This window comes from Frankia sp. AgPm24 (assembly GCF_023243055.1).
GTDB classification, from domain to species: domain Bacteria; phylum Actinomycetota; class Actinomycetes; order Frankiales; family Frankiaceae; genus Frankia; species Frankia umida.
Map to the genome: position 1 here is coordinate 107,585 of NZ_JALKFW010000206.1, position 25,649 is coordinate 133,233.

Below are 25,649 nucleotides of genomic sequence, written 5' to 3' on the forward strand. Positions count from 1 at the left end.
GTTCCGACGTTCATGGATCCGACATACCGCAACCGTGTACTGATGAACATGTCCTCCACCTGTCTGGCCGATGCGCACCGGCACCTCGGTGTGCTTCCGGCCCACCCGTTCTACGGGGGTCCGGCGGTGCACCCCGACATCGGCGCCCGGGCGACGATCGACGAACTCATCGCCGATCTCGACCGGGAGGGCACCACCCGCGCCCTGGTCATCCCGAACTACGGCGTGCCCGACGTCAGCCACACCTTCGCGCTCAACGACCTGGTACTGGAAGCCGCCGCGCGCGACGACCGCGTCCGGGCCGGCCTCTACGTCTCGCCCCTGCCCCGGGACGCCGCACTCACCGCCCGCGCCCTCGCGCTGGCCGGTGAACACGGTGTGCGCGCGTTGAAGACCACCTTCCTGCTCGGCGGCAGCGTCGAGGACGCCGGCTGCCTCGCCCAGCTCGACCAGATCTTCGCCACCGCGGTCACCCACGACCTGACCGTGCACGTGCACACCTCGCCCGGCGCGGCCAGTGACATCGACCGGGTCGGCCAGCTCGTCGAACGATACGGAGACGAGGCGAAGATCCATCTGGTGCATTTCGGCGGTGGGATGAGTGGTCACATCAAGCTCGCCGGCGGCCGGTTCTTCGACTGGATCGCGGCCGGGAAACGGGTCTACACGGATCTGAGCTGGGCGATCGGATTCGCGCCGCGCTGGCTGGCCGCGGAGATAGACCGCCGCGGACTCGGGCACGACCGGTTGTTGTTCGCCTCCGACGAACCGTGGGGTGACCAGGCCGGTGAACATGCCCGGATGACGGCCGCCGTCGGCGACGGCGAACTGGCCCGGCACGTCTTCACCGAGAACTTCGCCACTCTCTACGACTGATCCCCGGGCACCAACACCCGGCCACCAGCACCCAGCCGACCGGACCCGCACGCAGCAGCATGTTCCGCCGTACCCGGAGCATCCCGGACAAGGACCCCGACACCGTCATCCGCGCGCACGTCAGGCGCCGAACAATCCGCCGTCCCACCAGCGAGGAGCAGCAAGGATGTCCCTGGACGACACGATTGCCGAGAACATCGCCCGCAGCCTGGCCGAGATCCCGCACCCGTCGCTGCCCAAGGGCAGCAACATCTACGGCTCGACCAAGATTTTCCCCGATTACCAGGCCGAGAACGGCGAGTCGTACTTCACGCTCGTCCACGGTATCGCGCACGAGTCGTCGGTGAGCTTCGTCGCCGTTCTCCAGGCCACCCGCGCGCTGCGCAAGGGATTCGAGTCTGCGATCTACTTCTACGGGCCCGGGGCGATCAACTGCGTCGCGAACCGGGGTTTCCCGACCACCGGCGACGCGGCCTTCCCCGGCGAGACGAACATCAACCTGGCGCTGGAGACGTTCATCAAGGAGGGCGGCACGGTCTACTGCTGCCGTTTCGGCCTGGCGCTGCACGGTGCCCGCGAGGAGGACCTCATCGCGGGGGTCGTTCCCGCGCATCCGCTCGACGTCCAGGACGCGGTCATCCACTACGCCCGCAAGGGTGCCATCATCAACTCCACCTACATGGTGTGATCGATGACGAGCACCGCGCTGAGAAGTGAGCTCGCGGTCCGCGGGGTGGCGCTGGACGCACCCGTGCGGCGCCGCGGCGGTGCCGGTCCCTCCGACGACGGCCATGTTCTGCTGGACGGGGTCGGCACGGCACTACCGATCGTGGCGACCAGCCGTTACCGGGTGAGCGAGGGCCGGCTGCTGCTGGACGGGGCCGATCTCGGGCTCGACGTCGAACCGGTGCGTCGGCCGGCGTTCTACGACCTGCGCACCGCCGACGGCCTCCCCTACCACCAGATCGCCCGGCTGCACGGCGCGGACGTGCTGGCCACCACGGTCGTGCAGACCTGTGTCCGCTACGCGCCGGAGCAACGATGCCGGTTCTGCGCGATCGAGGAGTCGCTGCGTTCGGGGGCGACCACCGCGGTGAAGACCCCGGCGCAGCTCGCCGAGGTCGCCGAGGCGGCGGTGCGCCTGGACGGCGTCCGCCAGCTGGTGCTGACCACCGGGACGTCCGCCGGGCGTGACCGCGGCGCCCGCCACCTGGCCCGCTGCGTGCGGGCGGTGGTCGAGGCGGTGCCGGACCTGGCGATCCAGGTGCAGTGCGAACCGCCGGAGGATCTGGCCGTCCTCGGTGACCTGCGCGACGCCGGCGCCGTGAGCATCGGCATTCACGTCGAGTCCCTGGACGACCAGGTCCGGCGGCGGTGGATGCCGGGCAAGGGGTCGGTGCCGCTGAGCGAGTACCGGGCGGCCTGGCGGGAGGCCGTGCGGGTGTTCGGCCGCAACCAGGTCTCCACCTATCTGATCGTCGGTCTCGGCGAGGACCCGGACGAACTGGTCGCCGGTGCGGCCGAACTCGTCGAACTCGGCGTCTACCCGTTCGTCGTGCCGCTGCGGCCGATCGCCGGCACACTCGCCGTCGACGTGGACGGGGCGGTCACTCCCCCGGCCGCCGTCGTCGCGGATGTGACCAGCCGGGTCGCCGCCCTGCTGCGGGCGGCCGACATGACCGGCGCCGACCAGCGGGCGGGCTGCGCGGCCTGCGGGGCGTGCAGCGCCCTGCGCTCGGCAGGTGCGTGATGTCCCTGGGTGATGTTCTGCTCGGCGTCCCGGCGCCGGACACGCTGCGTCGGGCGTGGACGATCGACGTGGCCGACGACCCGCGGGCGCTGTCGGCCTACCGGCGGCTGCGCCACGACGTGTTCGTCACCGAGCAGGGCCTGTTCACCGGCAACGACCACGACGACGCCGATGATGATCCGCGCACCGTCGTCCTGCTCGCCCATGATCCGGACGGCTTCCTGCTCGGCGGCGTCCGGTTGCACTGCGTCACCAGTGCGGAGCTGGGGTGGTGGCGCGGCAGCCGGCTGGTCGTCGAACGGGCGGCGCGGCGGCGGGCCGCCGGGGTGGGGGCGGCGCTGGTGCGGGCGGCCTGCGCCCACGCCGAACAGGCCGGGGTGCTGCGTTTCGAGGCGACGGTGCAGCCCGCGCCGGCGCGGATGTTCGCCCGGCTCGGCTGGCAGGCGGTGCGACCGCACCTGGTGGCCGGCCGGCCGCACATGCTGATGCGCTGGCCGGTGGACCGGTTCGCCCGGCAGGCCGCGGCGGTGAAGGCCCCGTTGGGCGGGCTGCTCGCCGACCTGCGCCCCGGCGGGTACGGGTTCGTCGGCGATGACGGCGCGCCCGTACCCGGCAGCGATCTGATCGCCGCCTGCGACGCGATCGTGCCGTCGCTGGTCGAACGGGACCCGGAGTGGGCCGGCTGGTGCGGGGTGCTGGTCAACGCCGGCGACCTCGCGGCGATGGGCGCCGAACCCGTGGGGCTGCTCGACGCGCTCGGCGCCCGGGACGCCTCCTTCGCCGCCCGGGTGCTGTCCGGGTTGCGGGCCGCCTCCGCCGCCTACCGGCTGCCCGTCCTCGGTGGGCACACCCAGCTCGGCGTCCCGGCGGCACTGTCGGTGACGGCGCTGGGACGGGCGTCCCGTCCGGTACCGGCCGGCGGTGGACGCCCGGGACACGCCGTGACCCTGACCGCCGATCTCGGTGGGGGCTGGCGGCGCGGGCACACCGGCCGGCAGTGGGATTCGAGCACCCTCCGCGGCGCCCTCGAACTCGCCGCGATGACCAGCGTCGTCGCCCGCACCGCCCCCGCCGCGGCGAAGGACGTCAGCATGGCCGGCACCGTCGGCACCCTCGGCATGCTCGCCGAGGCCAGCGGCTGCGCCGCCGTGCTGGACGTGGCCGCCGTGCCCAGGCCCACCGGTGTGCGCCTGGCCGACTGGCTGTCGTGCTTTCCCGGTTTCGCCATGCTCACCGCCGACGAGCCAGGCCGTGGCGTCGCCGACGCGGGCCCCGCGACCAGCGCCGTCTGCGGCGCCCTGGTCGCCGGGACCGGGGTGGCGCTGCGCTGGCCCGACGGCGACATCACCACGGGCGTGCCCGGTGCCGTCACCGGGCTCGGCCCCGCTGGAGGAATCTCATGATCACGGTCGCCGCGGTGGCCGCCGAGTTCGGACGGGACCTGTCCGCGGCGTTCGCCCGCATCGAAACCCTGCTCGAGGCCGCGCGGGACCGCGGCGCGAGCCTGGTCGTCCTGCCCGAGGCCGCCCTCGGCGGCTACCTGACCGCCCTCGGCTCCCCCGCTCCCGCCGCGTCGGACGACCTCGTCGACGGGGCGTCGGTGCTGCCGCCCGCCCTGGACATCGACGGGCCGGAACTGCGCCGGCTGGCCGCGCTCGCCGGGGACCTGGTCGTCGCCGTCGGGCTGTGCGAGTCCGACGGGGCGGCCCGGTACAACACCGCGGTGGCCCTCCACGGTGGCGGGGTGCTCGGCGTCCACCGCAAGGTGCACCAGCCACTCGGGGAGGGCGCGTCCTACCGGGCCGGGGACAGCTTCGCCGCGTTCGACACGCCGGTGGGACGCCTCGGCATGCTGATCTGCTACGACAAGGCCTTCCCGGAGGCGGCCCGAGCCCTGGCCGTCGACGGGGCCCAGATCGTCGCGTGCCTGTCGGCGTGGCCCGCCGCCCGCACGTTCGCCGCCCCGGACCTCACCCAGGACCGGTGGACCCGCCGCTTCGACCTGTTCGACCGGGCCCGGGCGCTGGAGAACCAGGTGCTGTGGGTGTCGTCCAACCAGGCGGGGACGTTCGGTTCGCTGCGCTTCGTCGCCAGCGCCAAGGTCGTGGACGCCGGCGGCGACATCCTGGCCACCACCGGAACCGCGCCCGGCGTCGCCTACGCCACCGTCGACCTCGACGACATGCTCTCGGCCGCCCGGGCCAGCATGTTCCACCTACGTGACCGGCGCCCCGACGCCTACCCGGCCGGCGCCACGGGACGGATCGAGCCGTGAGTGAACACCTTCCGGTCGCCATCATCGGTGGCGGCCAGGCCGGCCTTGCCCTGAGCTGGCATCTGGTCGCCGCCGGCGTCGAACACGCCGTCCTCGAACGTGACACCGCCACGCACACCTGGCGCGACGCCCGCTGGGACAGTTTCTGCCTGGTCACCCCGAACTGGCAGTGCCAGCTCCCCGGCTACACCTACACCGGCCCCGACCCGGACGGCTTCATGGTCCGCGCCCAGATCATCGACTGGCTGGACGGCTACCGCGCGAGCTTCGCCCCGCCCCTGCGCGAGCACACCGCCGTCACCTCGCTGCGCCCCCGCGGCGACGGCCCCGGCGCCGAGGATCCCGCCGGCGGCTTCGTCCTGCGCACCACGACCGCCGCCACCTCCAGCGGCGGGGACGAGCACGAGCTCCTGGTCGATCAGGCGGTCGTGGCCACCGGGGGTTACCACGTGCCGGCGATCCCCCGGCTGGCCGAACGGCTCCCGGCCGGGCTCGTCGGGGTGCACTCCTCCGCCTACACCAACCCGGACGCGCTGCCCGCCGGGCCGGTGCTGGTCGTCGGCACCGGCCAGTCCGGGGCGCAGATCGCCGAGGATCTGCACCTGGCCGGCCGCGAGGTGCATCTGGCCGTCGGCAACGCGCCGCGCTTCGCCCGCACCTACCGCGGCCGCGACGTCATCGCCTGGATGCACGACACCGGCCACTACGCCAGGCCCGTCACCGACCGGCCGCTGGCGGAACGCACCCAGGACCGCACCAACCACTACGTCACCGGACGCGACGGCGGCCGCGACATCGATCTGCGGGCCTTCGCCCGCGACGGCATGATCCTGCACGGCCGGCTCCTCGACCTCGTCGACGGCCAGTTCCACTTCGCCGGCGATCTCGGTGCCAACCTGGACACCGCCGACGAGGTCTACAACGGCATCAACGCCCTGATCGACACGCACATCGCCACCCACGGTCCGGCGGTGGAGATCGGCCCCAGCCGCTACGTCCCGGTGTGGCATCCACCGTCGTCCACCGGACCGGACCTCGCCGTCGACGACATCGCCGCCGTCGTGTGGGCCACCGGTTTCACCCGGGACCACCGCTGGCTGCACGCCGGTGTCTTCGACGGAGCCGGCCACCCCCAGCACCTACGCGGCGTCACCGCCGTGCCCGGCCTGTACTTCCTCGGCCTGCCCTGGCTGCACACCTGGGGTTCGGGCCGTTTCGCCGGCCTCGCCCCGGACGCGGCCCACCTCGCCGAACGCATCACCGAACGCATCGCCGACCAGCACCGCTCCCGGACGCGAACCCAGCCGCCGACCGTCGCCGAGCAGCCGGGCGGGCCGGCGCGGACAGGCGGAGCGGGGCAGACAGGCGGGGTGATCCGCCGGTGACAGTGCTGCGTCTCGCCGCGGCGGGCGCCCATTTCGGCCGGGACCTCGACCGATCACTGGAACGGATCAGTTCGATCATCGACGCGGCGCGCCGGGCCGAGGCGTCGATGGTCGTCCTGCCCGGCGGTGCCCTCGGCGGTTACCTCGCCGATCTGCGCTCCCCCGATCCGCACGCCCTGCCGCCCGCGGTGGACGTCACCGGCCCGCACCTGCGTCGGGTCGCGGCGCTGGCCGGTGACCTGCTGGTCTGCCTGGGGTTCACCGAGCTCGCCGACGGACGCCGCTGGAACTCTGCGGTGTGCGTCCACGGGGACGGGGTGCTCGGCCACTACCGCAAGGTCCACCAGCCGCCGGGTGAGGCGCTGGTGTACGCCGCCGGCGAGCGGATCGCCGCCTTCGACACCCCGCTCGGCCGGGTCGGGATGCTCGTCGACTACGACAAGACGTTCCCCGAGGCCGCCCGCACCCTGGCGTTGGACGACGCCCGCATCGTCGCCTGCCTGTCCGCCTGGCCCGCGAGCCTGACCCGACGCGCCGAACGGCTCACCCAGGACCGGCAGGCCCGCCTGTTCGACCTGTACGACTGCGCCCGCGCCGCCGAGAACCAGATCGTCTGGCTGTCGTCGAACCAGACCGGCACGATGGGCGGCCTGAACTTCTTCGGCCAGGCCAAGGTGGTCGGCCCCGGCGGGGACATCCTCGCCCGCACCTGGGCCAAGGGCGGCCTCGCCGTCGCCGAACTGGACGTCGACGCCGAGATCGAGCGGGCCCGGCTCGTCCTGCACCACCTCGCCGAACGCCGTCCCCACCTGTACACCCCCACGGACAGCCGCCCGCTGACAGCGGCACGGGCACCCGGCGGGCGCTCGGACGGCCGATCGGATCGGCGAGCCAGCGACGGTACGCCCGGATGACGGGCCCGCTGCGCATCGCGCTGCTGACCTACTCGACCCGTCCACGCGGCGGCGTGGTGCACACCCTGGCGTTGGCCGAGGCGCTCGTCGCCCTCGGGGCCAGCGTCGACGTGTGGACGCTGGCCCGCGGCGGGGACGGCGCCTTCTTCCGCCCCCTCGACCCGCGGGTCGTCGTGCGGGCCGTCCCCTTCCCCGACCTCCCGGACGAACCGGTCGGCGCCCGCATCGTCCGCTCCATCGCCGTGCTCGCAGACGCCTTCACCCCGCACGCCACCCATGACCACGACCGCGGGTACGACGTGGTGCACGCCCAGGACTGCATCAGCGCCAACGCCGTCCTCAACGCCAACGCCGTCCTCAACGCCAACGCCGGGCTCCGCCCCACCGGTTCGGATGGTTCGGGTGGTTCGGGGCATCTCGCCCGCTGCGTGCGCACCATCCACCATCTCGACACGTTCACCACCCCGCAGCTGGCCGCCTGCCACGAACGTGCGGTTGTCGCCCCCTCGGCGCACGTGTGTGTCTCCGCCGCCGTGGCCGCCGAGGTGACGCGCGGATGGGGCATCCATCCGACAGTGATCCCCAACGGGGTGGACGCCGCCCGGTTCACCGCCGCGGCCGACGACCGGGCGGCCCGCTCGTCCTGGGCGGACACGCTCGGCGGCCCGTACGTTCTCGCCGTGGGCGGCATCGAGCCCCGCAAGGGCACCGCCGACCTGGTCGAGGCGATGGCGACGGTCCGCGCCGCCCGCCCGGACCTCTCCCTGGTCATCGCCGGCGGCGACACCCTGTTCGACTACCGCGGTTACCGGGACGAGGTGCTCGCCAGCGCCGACCGGCTCGGCGTCACCCCGCGGATCCTCGGCCCGGTCGAGCACGGTTCGCTCCCGTCCCTGGTCGCCCAGGCCGCCGTGTTCGCCTTCCCCTCGACGAAGGAGGGCTTCGGCCTCGCGGCCCTGGAGGCGCTGGCCGCCGGGGTGCCGGTGGTGGCCCGTGACCTGCCCGTGCTGCGTGAGGTCCTGGGCCCCGCCGTCCGCTACGCCGCCACCCCCACCGATATCGCCGCCGCGCTGCTCACCGCCGCCACTCACCGCGACCCCACGGTCACCATCGCCGGCCGCGCCCTCGCCACCCGCTACACCTGGGCCGCCGCCGCCCGCGCCCACCTCGACCTCTACCACCGTCTGACCAGGACCTCCGCCACCGTCTGACGTCGAAGATCCACGAGAGGCGACGCGGGAACGCGGGGACTCAGGAGTGCGGGGACTCGCTGAAGCCGCCGTCCCAGACGGCCTTCGCGCCGCTGTCGCCGATGCGGTAGACCTGCACGACCGATCCCACCGAGACCACGATGCTGAGCACGGCGAGCACGACCATGACCGCGAGCCCCGTCGTCCCCCCAAGCACCGCTGCCCGTCCTGCCCCGGACCCCCCGGCTCCACCGGACGCAGGGGCCTCTGTCGTCGCATGGACGCCAGCGCCCGTCCGGCCACGCAGCGGCCAGGTGCCGCCGGAGTAGGCCGCCCACAGCCAGCCGACCAGGGCCAGCACGAACAGGGCGATCACCCAGGGAAGCAGCTCGTCGCCGAGTTCGGTGTGCCGGCGCACCAGTTCGTCCGAGGACACGCGTGCCTCGAGCCATTCGCCGGCGTGCGTCGTCAGGGGCACGCTCACCAGCGCCACCAGCGCGACCAGCGGCGTGACCAGCCCAAGCCGACGGCGGGCCGCCGGCCAGACGGCGGCCAGGACCACCAGCAGGGCCGCGAGCGGCACCAGGATGACGACCACGTGCACCAGCAGAACGTGTGCGGGTAGCCCGCTGACTTCCGTCGGTCCCACCATGCCTCCGATCCGGGTGCCATGGACGCTACCGTGAGCGTGCGGTCAATCACCGTGTCATCTGCGGGGCGCCCCGGTCAGGACCGCCGTACCTGTCCTCACGGCTCGGCGACGGCCCCGGTTCAGTTGCTGGCGCAACTTTCGGACGACACCCGCGGAGCCGGCGGCCCGGGCCGCGCCGCGGGGGGCGGCGGCCCCCCACCAGAAGACGGCCCGCCGCCGGAGGGCGGGGCCCCACCACCAGGAGACGGGACGGCGGTGGATGGCGATGGGGATTCGGGCGCGACGCCGCGCAGCGCCTGGTAGACCTCCAGGAAGTCGCGGACGGCGGGGACGGAGCGGTAGCCGACGAGGCGTCCGGCGAGCATCCGCAGGCGTTCGGACGTGCGCGCCGAGTTGACCCGACTGTCGAGGCGGGCGATCCGGATGGCCCGTTCGCAGGCCTGCTCGACGTCGCCACGCAACAGGTTGACCTCGGCGAGCCACGACTCGTAGAGGGCGACCTCCCGGGCGCGCAGCGGATCGTAGCCGGCCAGGCCAGCCCGCAGCCGGGCCTCGGCGCGCTCCGGACGGCACAGCTGGGTCCAGCAGCGGCCGGCCATCACATCGATCTCACGTTCGTCCAGCCAGTAGGCCCAGTCGGGGCGGGGCTCGCGGTCGGCCTGGTCGTAGAGGCGTTCGACCTGGGCCAGGGTCCGCTCGCAGGCGGGCCGGTCACCGGCTCGGGCGTAGGCCCAGGCGAGCCGGTCCGCCAGCAGGGCCTGCGCGGCCGCCGGGGTGGCACGGTCGACACCGGCGCAGGCCGTCTGGGCCAGCAGCACACCGCGCCGGACATCCCCCTGGTTGACCAGCTGGTAGGACTGGGTGGAGATCAGGTTCGCGGCCAGCGCGACGTCTCCGCTGGCATGGGCCGCCCGGATTCCGCCGGACAGGATGCGGCGGGCGCTGTGCTGACGGCCGGCGTCGGCGGCGATCCATCCGACGAGCTGACAGAGCTGGGCGACGGAGGCCAACAGCCGGCGACCCACGGCGGCGTCGTAGGACGCCTCGCGCAGCATCGTGACGGTGGCGACCATCTCCCGTTCGACCAGGCCGATCAGGTCACGCCCGCCGATGTGGTCGTCGAGCCGGCGAAACTGGGCGACCCGCCCCTCGACCCGTTCGGCCAGCGCCGCGCCGATGTGCCGTCCGGCGGCGAGTTCCATGATCTGCGGCGGCTCGGTGAGCAGCCATTCGTGTGCGAGCCGCAGAGCGTCCCAGCCGGAGCCGTCTCCGTCGGCTCTCACCCGCGCGTCGTCCGCCGGCCCGCCGGCCGGTCCGCCGGCCGCGGGACGCGACGATCGCGGCGCTCCCGCCGCGGCCCCGGGCGTCCCCGCCCGACCAGCCCTGACCGACCGGGACTCCCGGTCCGAGCGCGCCGCCCCGGGCACTGCCCCCGCCCCCGGCCGTACGCCCGACCCAGGCGGCGACATCGGTCCAGGCGGCGACATCGACCCAGGCGGCGACATCACCTCGGACGATGGCAGCGGCCCGGACGCTGCTGTGGCGGCGGGCGAACGCAGCTGGACGTTCACCGAGGCCGACAGGTAGGCCGCGAGCAGCTCGCTGCTGCGCCGGGTCCAGGCGGCGGCGCCAGGGGCCGGTGCGCCTCGCCGTGGTGGCCCACTCCCGGGCCATGGCCCGGGATGAGCCCGCAACGGCGCGGCCCGCGCGGAGCCCACCGAGGCGGCTCCGGGCACACCCCCGGAACCAGCATCGCCACCAGTTCCGAGACCAGTTCCGAGACCAGGACCTGAGCCGGCGGCCGTGGCCGGCCCCGAGCCACCCACGGCACGATCGTCCGGATGGACGCGTCCGGGCGGTGGCGCGGAGGTGCCGGGCAGCATGCGGGACAGCAGGTCCGACGAGACGGCCACGACCGCCGGGCTGGTGGCGGCGGGCGACGGGTCCAGCGGCCATTCGCCATAGGGGCGACGACCGTCGACCGACTCGCCGGAAAGCGGCGGACGAAAGCCCAGCTCCGGCTCGGTGACACCGAACAGGCGGCAGTACGCCCGCCGGTAGGCGACGCCGGGGAACACCTTGCCCAGTTCATGACGTCGGATCATTTCCGCGGTCGCCGCGGGCGGTCGTATTCCGTCCTTCTCGGGCAGTCCACGCACTCGTTCGGCCAAGCCGTCCTGCGTGAGGCCATGCGCCTCACGAAAACGCCGAAGAGTGTTCGGAACCCATCCAGGATGTTTGTCTACAGACATTACAAGCCCCCGTTCGCGTCCCCCCTTCTAACGAGATCAGGATAGTCAGAACGATGCCGCCGACCGGGTGAACCACGAGATTGTGCGCCCCTCGCGCGTCGATGTCCGTTTCCTGTCCGGTGACTGGATGCCCCGCCAGCCGACCGGCCCACTGCCCTGGTCACGACCGATCCGAGCGATATGCGCAGTATGCGCCGTCCGGCGCTGATCGGTGGACCACCGACGGCCGCCAGCGGCAGCGGGCCGGATCCGGTGGCGGCGTGTGGGCGTCCCGGCGGACGCCAGATCGCCCGGTGGGACCAGTCCGCATACAGAGAGTTTCGACAGACCCAACATCACCACAGCCGCTCCGCGACGGACTTCCACCGGTTATGCCGCGAATCGTCGTTGTACGACAATCCAGATATGGCACCATCGAAAGTCGCTCTCGCCACCGTCGTCGGCAAGGGCGACGAGGGATGACCCGTTGACCATCCTGCCGGCTCCACCATGGCGGTTCCGCCTGATCCGAGTGGCGCAGATGCTGCTGGTGTTCGTGGCCGTCCTGCTGGCGGTCGCGTCCTTCGAGGTGGGGCCGCCGGGGCTCGGGGCGCAGGCGCGCTCCCTGCGGTTCTGTGTGGCGCTCGGCTCCGGCGGGATCTGTCTGGCGCGGGCCGCCCTGGTGCGTGGGGAACGGCTGCCCTGGGCGCTGCTCGGTGCCGGCCTGGTCAGCTACAGCGGCGGCATCATCTACCACAACGCCACCGCCGGCGGTCAGTCGGCGACGCTCGGGCCGTCCCTGGCGGACATCGGCTGGCTGCTGTTCTACCCGGCCTGCTACGCGGCGGTGATCATGCTGCTGCGCCGCCGGCTGGTCCGGCTGCATCGCAGTGTCTGGCTGGACGCGGTCGCCGGGGTGCTGGGCATAGCCGCGCTGACCAGCGGCCTCGCCGTGCTGATGGCGCGCTCCAACGCCGAGTTGGACGTGTGGTCGCTGACGATCAATGTGGTCTATCCGGTGGCCGACCTGTTGCTGATCCTGCTGGTGGTCACCGTGTTCGGTCTGCTCGGCTGGCGTCCAGGCCGGGTGTGGTGGCTGCTCGGCGCCAGTCTGGTGGGGTTCGCGGGCGCCGACTCGCTGCTGCTGGTGATCGTCGAGGCGGGCTGGGGGCCGCCGGTGGGGGTGCTCTCGACCCTGTGGCTGTTCTCGACGCTCACCCCGGCACTGGCGGCCTGGGTACGACCGCGCTGGCAGCCCTCGGCGCGGATGTCCGGCTGGGGTGTCATCACCGTGCCGCTGGTCCTCGCGGTCCTCGCACTCGGCCTGCTCGTGCTCGGTGCCACCGTGGACCTGCCGCCGGTGACCGTGGCGCTGGCGGCCGCGACCGTGCTGGCGGCGCTCGCCCGCGCCGCGTGCACCTTCGTCGAGGTCCAGCACCTCACCGAGAGCAGCGTCCTGGCCCGCACCGATGACCTGACCGGTCTGGCCAACCGCCGGGCCTTCCTCGAACGGCTCGCCCGCCTCGAACACGACGGCGCCGCGGGCCGCGCCGTCCTGCTCCTGCTCGACCTGGACCGTTTCAAGACGATCAACGACTCGCTCGGGCATCACACCGGGGACGCGCTGCTCATCCAGGTCGGTTCGCGGATCTGCGCGGCGCTGCGCCCCGGTGACCTGCTCGCCCGCCTGGGCGGGGACGAGTTCGCCGTGCTGTTGGACAACGCCGACGCGGACGTCGCCCGCCGCGTCGCCGACCGGATCCTCGCGATCCTCGCCGAACCGTTCGACGTCGGGGGAACAACCCTGCACGTCACCGCGAGCATCGGCGCGGCCATCCACCCCGGCGACGTGACCGCCGACCTTCTCCCGCCCACCACCACCACCACCGCCACCACGACTGCCGCCGCCGTCGCCACTGCCGCCGCTCCGCCTGCCGCCGCCGCCGGGCCGGGCGGTACCCAGATCCTGCTGCGCCGGGCGGATGTCGCGATGTACGCCGCGAAGGCCGACCGCAGCGGCTTCGCGACCTTCCACCCGGGTCTGGACGCCGGCAGCCGGGAACGCCTCGACCTGGTCGAACAGCTGCGCGCCGCACTCGGCACCGGTCAGCTCGAGGTCTTCTACCAGGTCAAGGTCGCCCTGGCCAGTGGACGGACGGAGTCGGTGGAAGCCCTCGTCCGCTGGCGACATCCGACCCACGGTCTGCTCGGACCGGAGCTGTTCATCCCCCTGGCCGAACAGGCCGGCTTCATCCAGATGCTCACCGGTGAGGTGCTGGGCATCGCGCTTGACCAGGCCCGACGGTGGCGGGTGGCGGGCCTGGACATCACCGTCGCCGTGAACATCACCGCCCCCGATCTGCTCGACCCCGAATTCCCGACCCGGGTCCGCGGACTGCTCACCCGGTTCGGTCTGCCGCCCACCGCACTCGAGCTGGAAATCACCGAGACCGCGCTCATGCGCGACCAGGACCGCTCCGCCCGCATGCTCGCGGCCCTACGTCAGCACGGCATCGGCATCGCCGTGGACGACTACGGCGTCGGCTATTCCTCACTCGCCCGGCTGCTCGAACTACCCGTGGACGTTCTCAAGCTCGACAAGTCGTTTCTTCGCCGGACGGTCGATGACATCCGGGCCGAGGAGATCGTGCGCTCGACGGTCCGGCTCGCCCATGCGCTGGGGCTGCGCATCGTCGTCGAGGGGGTGGAGACGGCGGCGGCCGTCCGGATGCTCGGCGACGTCGGATGCGATCTCGCCCAGGGCTATTTCTTTGGTGAGCCCGGTCCCGCCAAGACGATTACCGAACATCTGCGCCGATGCCGGGAGACGATGGACCCGGACCAGACAACAGCTACGGCCCGGACGGCTGCCGCGGACCACCCGACGGTCGCCGACCAGGCATCGGTGGGAGTCACACAGTGAGGTGCGACGCGCCCGTGACAGGGGACGTTCGGCGACAGGGACGTTCGGTGGCAGGGACGTTCGGCGACAGGAACGTTCGGTGACACTGACCGCGGCGCCACGTCCGGTCGGGCCTTCCGTCTGGGACGGGGTCTCCCTGCATCGCAGCCCACGCCGGGCCCCGGTGGCCGTCGGCGGCACCATGGACCCGGCGACCCTCGTCGGCGCCTACCGCGCCGGCGCCTTCCCCTGGCCCAGCGACGAGCCCGCCGACGACGCCACCGATGTTCCCGCCGCCGCGGCGGTGGCCAGCTCCGGTGCCACCATCGACGGGTCCGGCGACCTGGCCCCGGTCGAGGCGGTGGACGGCATCGTGAGCGTCTACGGCTACGGCGCCACCAACCATCCCGCCAGCACCGACCATCCCGCCAGCACAGACCATCCCGCCAGCACCGACGGGCAGCGTGGGTCGACCGATTCGGCGGATCCGGCGCAGTGGGGGCTGGCCGAGTACTACCGGATGCTGCGGGCGGCCGTCGCGGCCCGGCGGATTCGGCATCTGTCACCGCAACGGCCCGGCGGGTACGACCTGCCCTGGTGGAGCCCGGACCCGAGGGCGGTGATCCCCGCCGGCGGCGTGCGGGTGAGCCGGTCGCTGCGCAAGCGGCTACGTGGCTGCGGGTGGACGACGTCCATCGACGAGGCGTTCGTCGATGTCGTGCGCGGCTGTCAGCGCGACGGCACGTCGGGATGGATCACCGACGAGCTGCTCGACGGGTACGCCGAGCTGCACGCCCTGGGCTGGGCGCACAGCATCGAGGTGTGGGACGGCGACGAGCTCGTCGGCGGCATGTACGGGGTGGGGATCGGCGGTGTGTTCGCCGGAGAGTCGATGTTCCACGCCCGCACCGACGCGTCCAAGATCGCCCTTGCCGATTTCGACGCCCGGTTCCGCGCCGGTGGTGGTGTGCTGCTCGACGTGCAGCTCACCACCGAGCATCTGATCTCCCTCGGTGCCCGGGACGTTCCCCGCCGCGACTATCTCGCCGTGCTCGCCAAGGTGCGCGACGATGACGTCCGCCTCACCCGGGACCGCCTCCCGGTCAGCCGGCTCGCTCCCCCCACCAGCTGACCGTCCGGACGACCCGACTCAGACGCCTTCGGCACCGACGTTCTGGGCAGCACCGACGTTCCGGGCAGCACCGACGTTCTGGGCAGCACCGTCGCCCGCCGCCGCCTCGGTATCGGCGAGGGCCAGAGGGTAGCGGGCGTGGGCGTCGGCGAGAACGGCGAGCAGGTCGTCGATCTCGGCCTCGGTGTTCGCCGCGGTGACCTGAACCCGCATACCCACCTTCTCCCGCGGCACGATCGGGAACGGCACCACCCCGGCGAGCACCCCCCGCGCGTACAGGAAGTCACCGAGCTCGGCGGCGTGGTCCGGATCGCGCAGGGGAATCTCGATGATCGGAAAGCCGCTGGTGTTGAGGGTGGCGAGCCCTAGCCGGTGAATTCCGTCGAGCAGGCGGCGGGTCAGCGTGTACAGGCGGGCGCGAAGCTCGTCCCCGCGCCGTTCGTTGATCTGCAGGCCGACCAGCCCCGTGGCCAGCGACGCCACCGGCGACGGCCCGGAGAAGATGTAGGAACCAGCCGCGGACTTGAGGTAGTTCTTCACCGACGTCGGGCAGGCGACGAACGCCAGCAGCGAGGAATACGCCTTCGAGAATCCCCCGACCAGGATCACGTTGTCGTATGCCTGGCCCAGATGACGAACAATGCCGTTTCCGCGGGAGCCGTAGGGGCTCGTCTCGTTCGCTGCCCGTTCACCGACGACACCGAAACCGTGCGCGTCGTCGATGTAGACCAGTGCGTCGTACCGGCAGGCGAGGGCGATCAGGTCGGCCAGCGGCGGGGCGTTGCCGGTCATGCTGTGGATGCCGTCCACGCAGATCAGCCGGGGAAACGGAGCCCGGCGAAGTCTTCGTTCGAGCCGGTCGAGCCGGTCCTCGCGGAACCGGGCGACCGTGCCGCCGCGAGCGGCGGTCATCACCGCGCCGTCGTGCGCCGTCTGATGCGCGTGCACCTCGACGAACAGCGACCCGCGGGCGACCAGCGCCGGCAACACCGACAGCTGGATATGGGTGATCGTCGGCAGCAGCAGCGCGTCCTGCGTACCGAGCAACGCGGCCAGCGTCGTCTCGATCTCGGCGTACGGCTCGGGACTGGCGATCATCCGCGACCAGCTCGGATGTGTTCCCCACCGGTCCAGGTAGGGCCCGACCGCGGCGATGACCTCCCGGTCCAGGTCAAGGCCGAGATAGTTGCAGGACGCGAAATCGGTCAGCCAGTGATCGCGGATACGCACTCGACGCCCGGCGATCTCGTTCACGGTCGCGTCGTAGAACGGCGCGGTCGCACGCATCCGGTCCAGCTCCGCGCGTAGCCCGATCGGCTGGTCCAGCACGGCCCGCCACGCGTCGGAAAACCCGTCCAGGTACCCCGGACGCGGGGCTTCGACCGCGACACCAGGTTCTGTCGCGCCGGCCGGTTCTGCGGCCTCGGCTGGTTCTGCCGCCTCGGCCTGCACCGGGACGTTGGTGGGGACGGAGATCCGGGTCATGCCGCGGCACGTCCTCGCACAGGAAAACAGGTCGAAAGTCGCCGATAATTACTTTTAAACCGAAATTTGATATGCAGCAAGGTCAGCACCGATCCTTGAAGTCGCCGGGAGAGGTCACCGGCAGGGGTCAGGGACAACAAAAGGCGAGACAGCACCCGAAAACGACCGCTGATCCACGTTAATCGGTACTGGGCTGATTTTTCGCAAGATTGCCTGAAAGTAGGGCGAACGGCCTATTGCGGCATAGTTACGGCCATCATCGGACCCTCGTTCGCCGATGCCCGCTCCCACTCCTGCTCCCAGGTGGTTGCGGACCGCACCCAACCGGGCACCCCGGGCGCCAGCTCGCGGCGCCCCTCCGGCGCGGTGTTATCGTGCCGGCCATGTCTGACACGGCGGCATCCCCGACGAGCGCGACCGAACCCTCGGCAATCGGGGCGGAACCGACGAACGGGTCCGCCCCGGTCAGCACCGATGTCCCGGCCGGCCCAGTGGCCCCCGCCAGCACGGCAGCACCGGCCAGCACGGCGGTCGTGGAGGCGGAGGCCGACGAGGCACTGCTGGTGCGGACCCTGCCGTATTCGGGTTGGGGTCTGACCCGGTCGAAGACGCTGTTCCTCGCGCACCGCAAGGAGCCCGTCGACCCCGCCGGCTTCTACTCGTTGATCGCCGCGGACTCCGTCCGTCAGCTCCAGCGCTACACCTCGCTGACCGGCCAGCTGATCCTGGACGTCGGCGGCGGCCCCGGCTACTTCCGTTCCGCCTTCCTGGACGCCGGCGCCCGCTACGTCTGGGTCGAGCCGGACGTCTCCGAGATGGAGGCCGCCAGCATCGAGGTGCCCGGGCGGGTCCGTGGCAGCGCGCTGGACCTGCCGTTCCAGACGGGCAGCATCGACCTGACCTACACGTCCAACGTGCTCGAGCACGTGCCCGACCCGTGGCGGATGTGTTCGGAACTGGTCCGCGTCACCCGCCCCGGCGGGCTGATCTTCCTGAGCTACACCAACTGGCTCTCACCCTGGGGCGGCCACGAGACGGCCCCCTGGCACTACCTCGGTGGGGACCGCGCCGCCGCCCGGTTCGAGCGCCGCAAGGGCCACGCGCCGAAGAACATCTACGGCCGCACCCTGTTCCCCGTCTCCGTCGCCGACACCCTGTCCTGGGCCCGGCGCCGCGGCGACGTCGAGGTTCTCGACGCGATGCCCCGCTACCTCCCCGACTGGGCCAAGCACATCCTCAAGGTCCCCGGTGCCCGCGAGATCATCACCTGGAACCTCGCCATGGTCCTGCGCAAGCTCTGACCTTCGGCCGCCGCTCCCTGACCCGCCTCCGACCTGCATCGCTGCTGCTGGTCACACCGCCACGGCTCCGACCACGCCCGGTCGTTCCCTGCGGCGCGCGGGCCGAATTTTTTGTCGGTGGGGCCGGGCAGGATGTCGGTGTAGCCCCAACAGGCAGTTTCCGCAGGCCAAAAGGAGAACCCCGATGCGCACTCTGATCGTCACCGCCTTCGTCTCACTGGATGGCGTCATGGAGGCGCCCGGCGGCGAGGCCGACTACCGCAACACCGGCTGGACGTTCAAGGACATCGAGTTCGACCCCGCCGCCTACGAGCTCAAGGGCCGCGAGCAGGAGGAGACCACCGCGCTGCTGCTCGGCCGCACCAGCTACGAGGCCTTCGCGCCGGTCTGGCCGACGATGACGGAGTTCGCCGGCTACAACGCGATGCCCCGTTACGTCGTCTCCACCACCCTCGAAGGCGACGACTCGCGCTGGCCGGCCACGATCCTGCGCTCGGTGGAGGAGGTCGCCGCCCTGAAGGAGACCGAGGGCGGCCCGATCGCCGTCCACGGCAGCGCGACCCTGGGTGCGAGCCTCGCCGACGCCGGCCTCGTCGACCGCTACCACCTGCTCGTCTTCCCGGTGCTGCTCGGCGCCGGCAAGCGCCTGTTCAGCGTGGCTGACAAGGACAGGACAGCCCTGAAGCTGATCGAGTCCGAGGCCTACCCCAACGGCATCCAGAAGCAGGTCTTCGACGTCATCCACTGACCCGGCCCGCCGGGTCCACACGCGCAAGCACGCCTGGCAACGCCGGCTGGCCGTGGCCCACGCCCAGCGGCCGGCGCCGCGGCACCGGTCCTGCGCGGGAGGTCACACGCCGACCCCGGCCGGTTCGCGTCCGGCTCGACCTGCCGAAGCTGGCTACCGGCGCTGCTGGCGGGATCGGCACTCTCGGCGATTGCGCCTGCTGTCGATGATCTACGCCCGTGAGGGTGGCGAGGCGTGCGTCTGCGAGCTCACCGAACCGCTCGGGCTGACCCAGCCGACCATCAGCCATCACCTGAAGGTCCTGGTGGACGCCGGCCTGCTCACCCGGGACAAACGCGGGGTCTGGGCCTACTACCGGGCCGTCCCCGGTGCCCTTGCCGCCCTGGGGGCGATCTTCGCGCCACCCGCCCGGGACGAGGGGTCGCGCGCCGACCAGAGCAGGAGCACGAGGGCGAGCAGCATCCAGGCGGCGAGGTAGCCGAACGCCAGCCGGGGTGAGACCACCGTGTACAGCAGCCCGGCGACCACGCTGGCGGCGATGTTCCCGACCGCCTGCACGGTGGCCAGCAGACCGAACGCCGATCCACGAATCCGCTCCGGCGCGAAGGCGGCGACCGCCGCGTGTTCCGCGGTCTCCGCGCAGCCGATTCCCACCCCGGCCAGAACGAACGCGACTCCCAGATGCCAGAGCGCGGACCCGGACACGGCGAACACCAGATAGGAACCCAGGAACACCGCCACACCGGCGGCGGTGACCAGCACCGGCCCGCGCCGACCCCACCGGTCGGCGAAACCACCGGCGGGAAAGGACACCACCGTGGCGGCGATGTTGTAGGCGATGTAAAGGCCGATCGCGAGCTGGGTGGCCGTGTGCGTGCCATGGCCGGGGGCGAGCAGATCGGTGGCCCGAAGAACCAACAGCGTGGCGGCCACATTGCCGAGCTCGAAGGCGGTGAATCCGGCCATGACCCGCCCGAGCCGCCCCCGCAGGATCGGTCGGACGACGAATCGCGGCCGGCTGGCCGCACGGGTACGGGGAAGCCGCGCCCGCCGAATCGCGTGGACGATCGCGAACGCGGCCAGCAGACCCGGCACGATCGACAGCAGCATCGCGGTACGCAGGCTGACGAACGTCACCAGGACAAGCGCCAGCAGCGGCCCGACAATAGCCCCGAGATTGTCCATGGTCCGCTCGAACCCATACGCCCGGCCGTAGGCGGCGGCGGGCACCAGATCGGCGAGCAGCGCGTTGCGCGCCGGAACCCGCAGCCCACGGGCAGCCCACGCCGCGCCGCGCAGTACCCCGGCCTGCACCGTGGACGTGGTCACTCCGATCAGCCCGGACAGCACGGCGGTGGTGGCATAGCCGCCGACCGCGACGGTGCGGCGTCGGCCAGGGTCGTCGGCCAGGGCGCCGCCGACGAAGCGGCCGGCGCCGGCCAGACCGTCCGAGATGCCCTCGATCGCCCCGAGCGCGGCGGCGGGTGCGCCCAGGGTCGTGGTGACAAAACCGGCCATCAGCGCGGTCGGCACCTCATGCCCCACGTCGGCCAGGAAACTCGCCGCGCCGATGCCGCCGACCCCGGGGGTCAGCCAGGGTCGACGGCCAGCCGCGGCCTGCGCCATGACGGCCGGCGACGGCGACGATGGCGGCGATACGTGGATGTCCGACACATCCGTAAGGAGACGTCGGCGCGTTCCACGAAAGGAAGACTGTTTCCGTTCGACCAGACCGACTATAATGATCTTCGATGCGGTCTGTACTACCACTGACCGAAGCAACAACCGCAGCGGTATTCGCGGGAACGGCGGATTCAGCCCACCGAGCGGATCGTGGCGCTGTGGGAAAGGTCATAACCACCCAGGTCGGCGAGCGCATTGCGCAGGGCCGGGTCGCGCAGAGCGGAAAGCAGCGGCCGGGCCGCGCCCAGCGCATGACGGCCGAGCGCGATCTCGTACGGTTCCCACAGCAGTGGCACGAACTCCAGGCCCAGATCCGTGAGCCCGGCCCGCAGGCCCAGCGCGGCATCGGCGATTCCCAGGGCGACCGCGAAGGCGACCTCCATATGCGAGGGCAGTTCCGGTCCGGCCACCGTTTCCGGCTCGATGGCGTCGGCCAGCAGCATCTGGTCGAGCACCACCTGCGTTCCCGCTCCCGTCTCGCGCCGCGCCACCCGCAGCCCTTCGAGCTGGGCGGCTCGCGTCAGCCCCCGCGGATTTCCGGCCGGGACGATCAGCCCCTGCTCACGCCGCCACAGATGCAGCAGATACGGCTCGTCCTGATGCAGCACCGCCCGCACGAACGACTCGTTGTACACGCCATCGCGATGCCGCAGGTGAATCACCGCTCCGTCGGCCTCACCCCGCTCCACGGCCCGCAGCCCGGCGAAACTGCCGCGGGCGCCCACTGTCTCCACCAGCGCGCCGAGATGCTCCAGCAGAATGCCCAGGGCCGGATCATCACTGCCCGCCAGCCGAAACACCCGTTCCGGTTCGAGGAGCCGCGTCGCGGCGATCATGCCCTGTTCGGCGATCCGGGCCCGGCGTCGGTCCGACACGGTGATGACCCCGCCATCGGCCAGGAAGCGGTACGCCCGCACGACCGTCGACGACGTGGTGCCCACCGCCCGTGCGTGCTCGCGCACCCCGGGCAGTTCCGTGCCCGCCGCCAGGTCACCCGCGCGCACCCGGCGCGCCAGATCATCGGCGATCTGTCGATAACGGCTCACGGCCGAGCACTGTACGACCCGGCCTCGGCGAGGCTGGTCAGACGAGTCGCAGCTGCTGGCCGACGGACTCGCGACGGTTACGGCGGCGTGGGGCGTCCGTCTGCGGTGTCGGCTCCGTGGACAGCAGGCTCGCGTCGATGTCGGCGAGGAACGGGGACGGGCGGATCTCGACGTCGGCGCCACGGCCGGGGCGCCGCGCCGCGCCGGAGAGGATCAGGCGGTCCCGGGCCCGGGTGATACCGACGAAGAACAGCCGCCGTTCCTCCGCCTCGGCCGCCCGCGCCGCCTCGGCCGCCACTGCCGCATCCGGGTTCGCAGTCGCATCCGGGTTCGCAGTCGCATCCGGGTTCGCAGCCGCGCCGTCGTCCGCGCCGGCCTTGGGCCGGGCCGCGCCGAAACGCAGGGGGAGCAGGCCGTCCTCGCAGCCGATCAGGAAGACCAGGCCGAACTCGAGGCCCTTGCTGGCATGCAGGGTGAGCAGCGAGACGCGGTCGGCGCGGGGGTCGTAGCCGTCCACCTCGCTGGCCATCGTGACGGCGGTGAGGAAGGTGTCCAGATCGGTGCCGGCACTGGCCGCGGCCGGCATCAGCAGCTCGACCGCGAGGCGCAGCTCCGCCTCGGAGGGCACTCGACCAGCCGGTATCAGGCCACCATCCGGAAAAACGCCGGGCTCGGTGAGCAGACTGGACGCACCGAGTTCGGTGCCGAACGCGTCCGCGAGCGCGCCGGCCCGGCCAGCCGCGTCCCGGACCAGCGACGACACGGGCCGGGGGCCGACCGGACCGGCCGTGGGGGCACGCAGCAGGGCGAGCAGGAAGGCGACGGCGGGGGCGTCGGCCAGGGGCAGGTGGGAGCGGCGCTGGAACGGGAAACCGCGTGTGGCCAGGGCCTCCATGATGGGTTCGGCCTGGCGGGTGGTGCGGTAGAGCACGGCGATGTCGGCGAAGGACAGGCCGGCGTCGACCGAGCCGTCCACGCCGATGTCCAGGGCGTGGAACGAGGTGCCGCCGAGGGCCGCGTCGATGCTGTCGACGACGGCGATCGCCTCCTCGGTCTCGCCGCGGTGGCGGCGTAGCAGCACCGGGCCATCCCCGGCGTGGCCGCGCACGGCGGTGAGGGTGCGGCCGGGGACGAGGCTCGCGGGGGCGATCGCGTCGAGGGCGGCGCGCACGATCGTCGGGGTGGAGCGGTAGCCGCGGGTGAGGGCGGCGGTGCGGGCGCCCGGGTAGTCCTGCTCGAAACGCAGGAAGAAACCGACGTCGGCGCCGCGAAAACTGTAGATGGCCTGGTCGGGGTCGCCGATGACGGCGAGGTTCGCCGTCGGCGGGCACAGCAGCGACAGCAGCCGGTACTGGAGCTCGTCGGTGTCCTGGTACTCGTCGACCCAGACGTGACGAAACCGTGCCCGGTAACGCTCGACGAGGTCGGGTGCGTCCCGCAGCAGCGTCAGCGGCAGCACGATCAGATCGTCGAGATCGACCATGTCCCGGTCACGTAGCGCCGCGTCGTAGCGGGCCAGGACACCGAGCAGCTCGTGGTCGCGCCGCGCCGCGCCGAGGGCCCGCTGCCGTTTGAGGTCGGCGATCCCGGCGGCGATCCGCCGCTGCTGGCGGGCGTCGCCCTCGCCGTGCAGGGCGGCGTCGAGCAGTTCGGCGCGCACCGCGTCGTCGGCGACCTGGACGTGCGCGCCGCGGGCCAGCCGCGTGTGCTGCTCCCGGACGATCGTGAGGCCAAGCCCGTGGAACGTCGTCGCGAGGATGCCGGCGGCCCGCTCCCCGAGCAGCGCCTCGAGCCGTTCGGCGAGTTCGCCCGCGGCCCGGCGGGTGAACGTCACGGCCAGGCACTGGTCGGCCGGCACGCCGAGCTCGGCGACCCGGTGGGCGATCGCGTGCACCAGCGTGCGCGTCTTGCCGGTACCGGGTCCGGCCAGGACCAGCAGCGGCCCGTCCGCGTGCGCCGCCGCCTGCCGCTGATCCGGATCAAGGCCATCCAGGACGGACGGCGCGGCAGCGACTGCAACGGCGGCAGTGGCGGCAGTGGCGGCAGTGGCGGCAGTGGCGGCGAGCGCCTCGTCCAGGGATGGGCTGGGCGGGTTCGCGGCGGATGTCCGCGGCGTCCCGGCGGCGAGTGCGCTGTGGCGCGGGTGCCGCCCACCGCCCGAGGTCGAGAGGGTGGCGGGGCCGGCGGGGGCGGCGGATGTGGCGGTGGGGGGTGGGGTGAGGTCGAAGAGGGTGTCGGGGGCGGCGGACAGCTCGTCGGGGGTGAACAGGCGGATGACGCCGTACTCGCCGTCGTAGCCGGCCTGACGGATGACCTCGCCGCGGCGCAGCCTGGTGATCGCCTCGACCAGCTCCGCGGAGCCGACCTCGGCGATCCGGTCGGTCGGGACGTCACCGAGGATGCCGAGCTCGGGGCCGAGCCGTGACACCAGGGAGGTGACCTGGGTGGCGACCGCCTTGCTCTTCGGACCGACGCCGAGGATCTCCCCGACGATCTCCGGCAGCGGCACCAGCGAACTGACCGTGCCGGCCGTCGCCGGGACCGTCCCGTCCGGGCGGTCGGCGAGCGCCTCGACCCGGTTGAGCACGCCGACGGTGAGCAGCCCGCCGCAGGTCGGGCAGCGTCCGCCGACCTCACGGGTCTGCTCGGGGGTCAGCACCACCCCGCACTTACGGTGGCCGTCCAGGTGGTACTTGCCCTCCTCGGGGAAGAACTCGACCGTGCCGGCGAAACCGTCCCCGCCGCGCAGCGCCGCCTCGATCGCGAAGTAGTCCAGCTCGCACGTGAACGCGGTCGCCTCCCGGCCGAGCATCGGCGGGGAGTGCGCGTCCGAGTTGCTGACCAGGCGGTAACGGTCGAGGCCGGAGATCCGCCAGAACATCTCCGGGTCGGCGGACAGGCCCGTCTCCAGGGCGAAGATCTCGTCGGCCAGGTCGACGTAACAGTCCTCGACCGCGTCGAAACCCGATTTCGAGCCCAGCACCGCGAACCAGGGCGTCCAGACGTGCGCGGGGACGAGGTAGCAACCCGGCCCGCCGGCCAGGGTGATCTCCAGCAGGTCGCGGGAGTCAAGGCCGAGGATGGGCCGTCCGTCCGCGGCCAGGTTGCCGATCCGGGCGAGGGCGGCGGTGATGGCGGCGGCCTGCTCGCGGGTCGGCGCGTACAGCAGATGGTGGACCTTGCGGGTCCGTTCACCGCGCTTGTAGATGGTGGAGATCTCGCTCGAGATCATGAAGCGGGTGGCTGTGCGGCACGATGCCGGCAGTGTGCGCAGCACCTCGGCCTCGAGGTCGGGCCGCAGCCGGAACAGCCCCGGTTCGGCCGGCACCAGCCTGTCCGCGAGCTCCTGCGACCACGCCGGATGGGTGAAGTCCCCCGTCCCGACCACCGCGATCCCCTTGCGGGCCGCCCACCAGGCCAGATGCTCCAGGTCGCAGTCACGGCTACACGCCCGCGAGTACCGGGAGTGGATGTGCAAATCCGCATAGAACCGTGACATCACAGATGTGTATGTTGTCGCATCCACCGTCCCCACTCCGCGTCGGCACGCCGCCGCGGACACCGCGACCTCCACATGGCCAACGACAGGAACACAAAGAGCCACTCTCAGACCATGGGACGCCCATGTTCGTCCCGGCGGGCCCGTGCGGACCCCCAGCCGGCCGGGCGCGACGGGTAGCCGTCATGATGCGAGGGTTCGTACGATCACGGCCGCTCTGATGGCCGGATGACCGCGGGGCGGAGGGAGACGGGCCCATGTCGGCGGACGACCAGCGCGCCGCACTGGCCGACCGGTGTCACCGGCTGGTGCGCTTCCTGCATGAGCTGGCCGTGGCCCGGGGCGTCCGGGTCCGCCAGGTCGACGAGCATCCCCTGGCCCTCTGGCTGGCTGACCTGCCCGCGGGCGTACCGGTGTCCGAGCAGGTGGGGCCCGGTGAGGTCCTGCTGACCGCGCCGGGCGCGGCCGCGCTGCCGCCGCCGCCCCGCCCCCCCCCCCCCCCGGCCCGGGCGGGGCCCCCCCCGCGCCCCCCCCCCGCCCCCCCCCCCCGGCCCCCCCGACCCCCCCCCCCCCCCCGCCG

The 25,649-nt window shown here is 72.4% G+C and carries 18 protein-coding genes and 2 pseudogenes; 14 read left to right on the plus strand and 6 right to left on the minus strand.

Annotated features, from left to right (window positions below; genetic code table 11):
- Positions 1–42 precede the first annotated feature (42 nt).
- The 8 genes from MXD61_RS20325 to MXD61_RS20360 all read left to right on the plus strand — a co-directional run bounded on the left by MXD61_RS20325 (position 43) and on the right by MXD61_RS20360 (position 8,411).
- Positions 43–876: an amidohydrolase family protein gene (locus MXD61_RS20325; RefSeq protein ID WP_248815046.1), complete on the plus strand. Its 834-nt coding sequence runs from the start codon at positions 43–45 to the stop codon at positions 874–876.
- Positions 877–1,042: 166 nt separating this feature from the next.
- Positions 1,043–1,564: an MSMEG_0572/Sll0783 family nitrogen starvation response protein gene (locus MXD61_RS20330; protein ID WP_248815047.1), complete on the plus strand. Its 522-nt coding sequence runs from the start codon at positions 1,043–1,045 to the stop codon at positions 1,562–1,564.
- A 3-nt stretch (positions 1,565–1,567) separates the two neighbouring features.
- Positions 1,568–2,626, plus strand: coding sequence for an MSMEG_0568 family radical SAM protein (locus MXD61_RS20335; RefSeq protein ID WP_248815048.1), 1,059 nt, complete (start codon positions 1,568–1,570; stop codon positions 2,624–2,626).
- Entirely contained in the window at positions 2,626–4,029 is a 1,404-nt protein-coding gene (locus MXD61_RS20340) for an MSMEG_0567/sll0787 family protein (RefSeq protein WP_248815049.1), read from the plus strand. Before MXD61_RS20335 ends, MXD61_RS20340 begins: the two co-directional genes overlap by 1 nt.
- The gene (locus MXD61_RS20345) at positions 4,026–4,901 is read left to right on the plus strand and encodes a carbon-nitrogen hydrolase family protein (protein WP_248815050.1); all 876 of its coding nucleotides are present in this window, start codon (positions 4,026–4,028) and stop codon (positions 4,899–4,901) included. The genes MXD61_RS20340 and MXD61_RS20345 overlap by 4 nt, the downstream gene beginning before the upstream one ends.
- Positions 4,898–6,286: an MSMEG_0569 family flavin-dependent oxidoreductase gene (locus MXD61_RS20350; protein WP_248815051.1), complete on the plus strand. Its 1,389-nt coding sequence runs from the start codon at positions 4,898–4,900 to the stop codon at positions 6,284–6,286. The genes MXD61_RS20345 and MXD61_RS20350 overlap by 4 nt, the downstream gene beginning before the upstream one ends.
- Positions 6,283–7,200, plus strand: a complete 918-nt coding sequence (locus MXD61_RS20355; RefSeq protein WP_248815052.1) for a carbon-nitrogen hydrolase family protein — start codon at positions 6,283–6,285, stop codon at positions 7,198–7,200. Before MXD61_RS20350 ends, MXD61_RS20355 begins: the two co-directional genes overlap by 4 nt.
- Positions 7,197–8,411 carry an MSMEG_0565 family glycosyltransferase gene (locus MXD61_RS20360; RefSeq protein ID WP_248815053.1) on the plus strand — a complete coding sequence of 405 codons (1,215 nt, stop codon included), beginning with the start codon at positions 7,197–7,199 and terminating at the stop codon, positions 8,409–8,411. The genes MXD61_RS20355 and MXD61_RS20360 overlap by 4 nt, the downstream gene beginning before the upstream one ends.
- Before the next feature lie 40 nt (positions 8,412–8,451).
- Here MXD61_RS20360 and MXD61_RS20365 read toward each other — a convergent pair whose 3' ends face one another.
- Both MXD61_RS20365 and MXD61_RS20370 read right to left on the minus strand, forming a co-directional pair.
- Entirely contained in the window at positions 8,452–9,039 is a 588-nt protein-coding gene (locus MXD61_RS20365) for a hypothetical protein (protein WP_374629285.1), read from the minus strand.
- Positions 9,040–9,161: 122 nt separating this feature from the next.
- Entirely contained in the window at positions 9,162–11,147 is a 1,986-nt protein-coding gene (locus tag MXD61_RS20370; protein ID WP_248815055.1) for a hypothetical protein, read from the minus strand.
- Between the two features lie 613 nt (positions 11,148–11,760).
- Between MXD61_RS20370 and MXD61_RS20375 the strand changes: the two genes are divergently transcribed.
- Both MXD61_RS20375 and aat read left to right on the plus strand, forming a co-directional pair.
- Positions 11,761–14,196, plus strand: a complete 2,436-nt coding sequence (locus MXD61_RS20375; RefSeq protein ID WP_374629267.1) for a putative bifunctional diguanylate cyclase/phosphodiesterase — start codon at positions 11,761–11,763, stop codon at positions 14,194–14,196.
- Between the two features lie 79 nt (positions 14,197–14,275).
- Complete coding sequence (gene aat, locus MXD61_RS20380) at positions 14,276–15,307, plus strand: leucyl/phenylalanyl-tRNA--protein transferase (RefSeq protein ID WP_248815056.1); 1,032 nt, start codon at positions 14,276–14,278, stop codon at positions 15,305–15,307.
- 18 nt (positions 15,308–15,325) lie between these two features.
- Here the strand turns inward: aat and MXD61_RS20385 are convergent, their stop codons facing one another.
- On the minus strand, positions 15,326–16,792 hold the full coding sequence (locus MXD61_RS20385; RefSeq protein ID WP_248815057.1) for a pyridoxal phosphate-dependent aminotransferase family protein: 1,467 nt from the start codon (positions 16,790–16,792) through the stop codon (positions 15,326–15,328).
- 563 nt (positions 16,793–17,355) lie between these two features.
- Between MXD61_RS20385 and MXD61_RS20390 the strand changes: the two genes are divergently transcribed.
- The 3 genes from MXD61_RS20390 to MXD61_RS28990 all read left to right on the plus strand — a co-directional run bounded on the left by MXD61_RS20390 (position 17,356) and on the right by MXD61_RS28990 (position 19,319).
- Entirely contained in the window at positions 17,356–18,093 is a 738-nt protein-coding gene (locus tag MXD61_RS20390; RefSeq protein WP_248815073.1) for a class I SAM-dependent methyltransferase, read from the plus strand.
- A gap of 184 nt (positions 18,094–18,277) precedes the next feature.
- Positions 18,278–18,841: a dihydrofolate reductase family protein gene (locus tag MXD61_RS20395; RefSeq protein ID WP_248815058.1), complete on the plus strand. Its 564-nt coding sequence runs from the start codon at positions 18,278–18,280 to the stop codon at positions 18,839–18,841.
- Positions 18,842–18,893: 52 nt separating this feature from the next.
- Positions 18,894–19,319: an ArsR/SmtB family transcription factor gene (locus tag MXD61_RS28990; RefSeq protein ID WP_374629270.1), complete on the plus strand. Its 426-nt coding sequence runs from the start codon at positions 18,894–18,896 to the stop codon at positions 19,317–19,319.
- On the opposite strand, the pseudogene MXD61_RS20405 reads toward MXD61_RS28990, so the two are convergent.
- The 3 genes and pseudogenes from MXD61_RS20405 to MXD61_RS20415 form a co-directional block, all read right to left on the minus strand.
- A pseudogene (locus MXD61_RS20405) lies at positions 19,253–20,467 on the minus strand (MFS transporter); the annotation flags it as partial. The gene MXD61_RS28990 and the pseudogene MXD61_RS20405 overlap by 67 nt on opposite strands.
- Before the next feature lie 188 nt (positions 20,468–20,655).
- On the minus strand, positions 20,656–21,570 hold the full coding sequence (locus MXD61_RS20410; RefSeq protein WP_248815060.1) for a substrate-binding domain-containing protein: 915 nt from the start codon (positions 21,568–21,570) through the stop codon (positions 20,656–20,658).
- A gap of 37 nt (positions 21,571–21,607) precedes the next feature.
- Positions 21,608–25,072 (minus strand): UvrD-helicase domain-containing protein, encoded by a 3,465-nt coding sequence (locus MXD61_RS20415; protein WP_248815061.1) that lies wholly within the window; start codon positions 25,070–25,072, stop codon positions 21,608–21,610.
- 254 nt (positions 25,073–25,326) lie between these two features.
- On the opposite strand from MXD61_RS20415, the pseudogene MXD61_RS20420 reads away from it, so the two are divergent.
- Positions 25,327–25,649: pseudogene (locus tag MXD61_RS20420) on the plus strand (hypothetical protein); the annotation flags it as partial.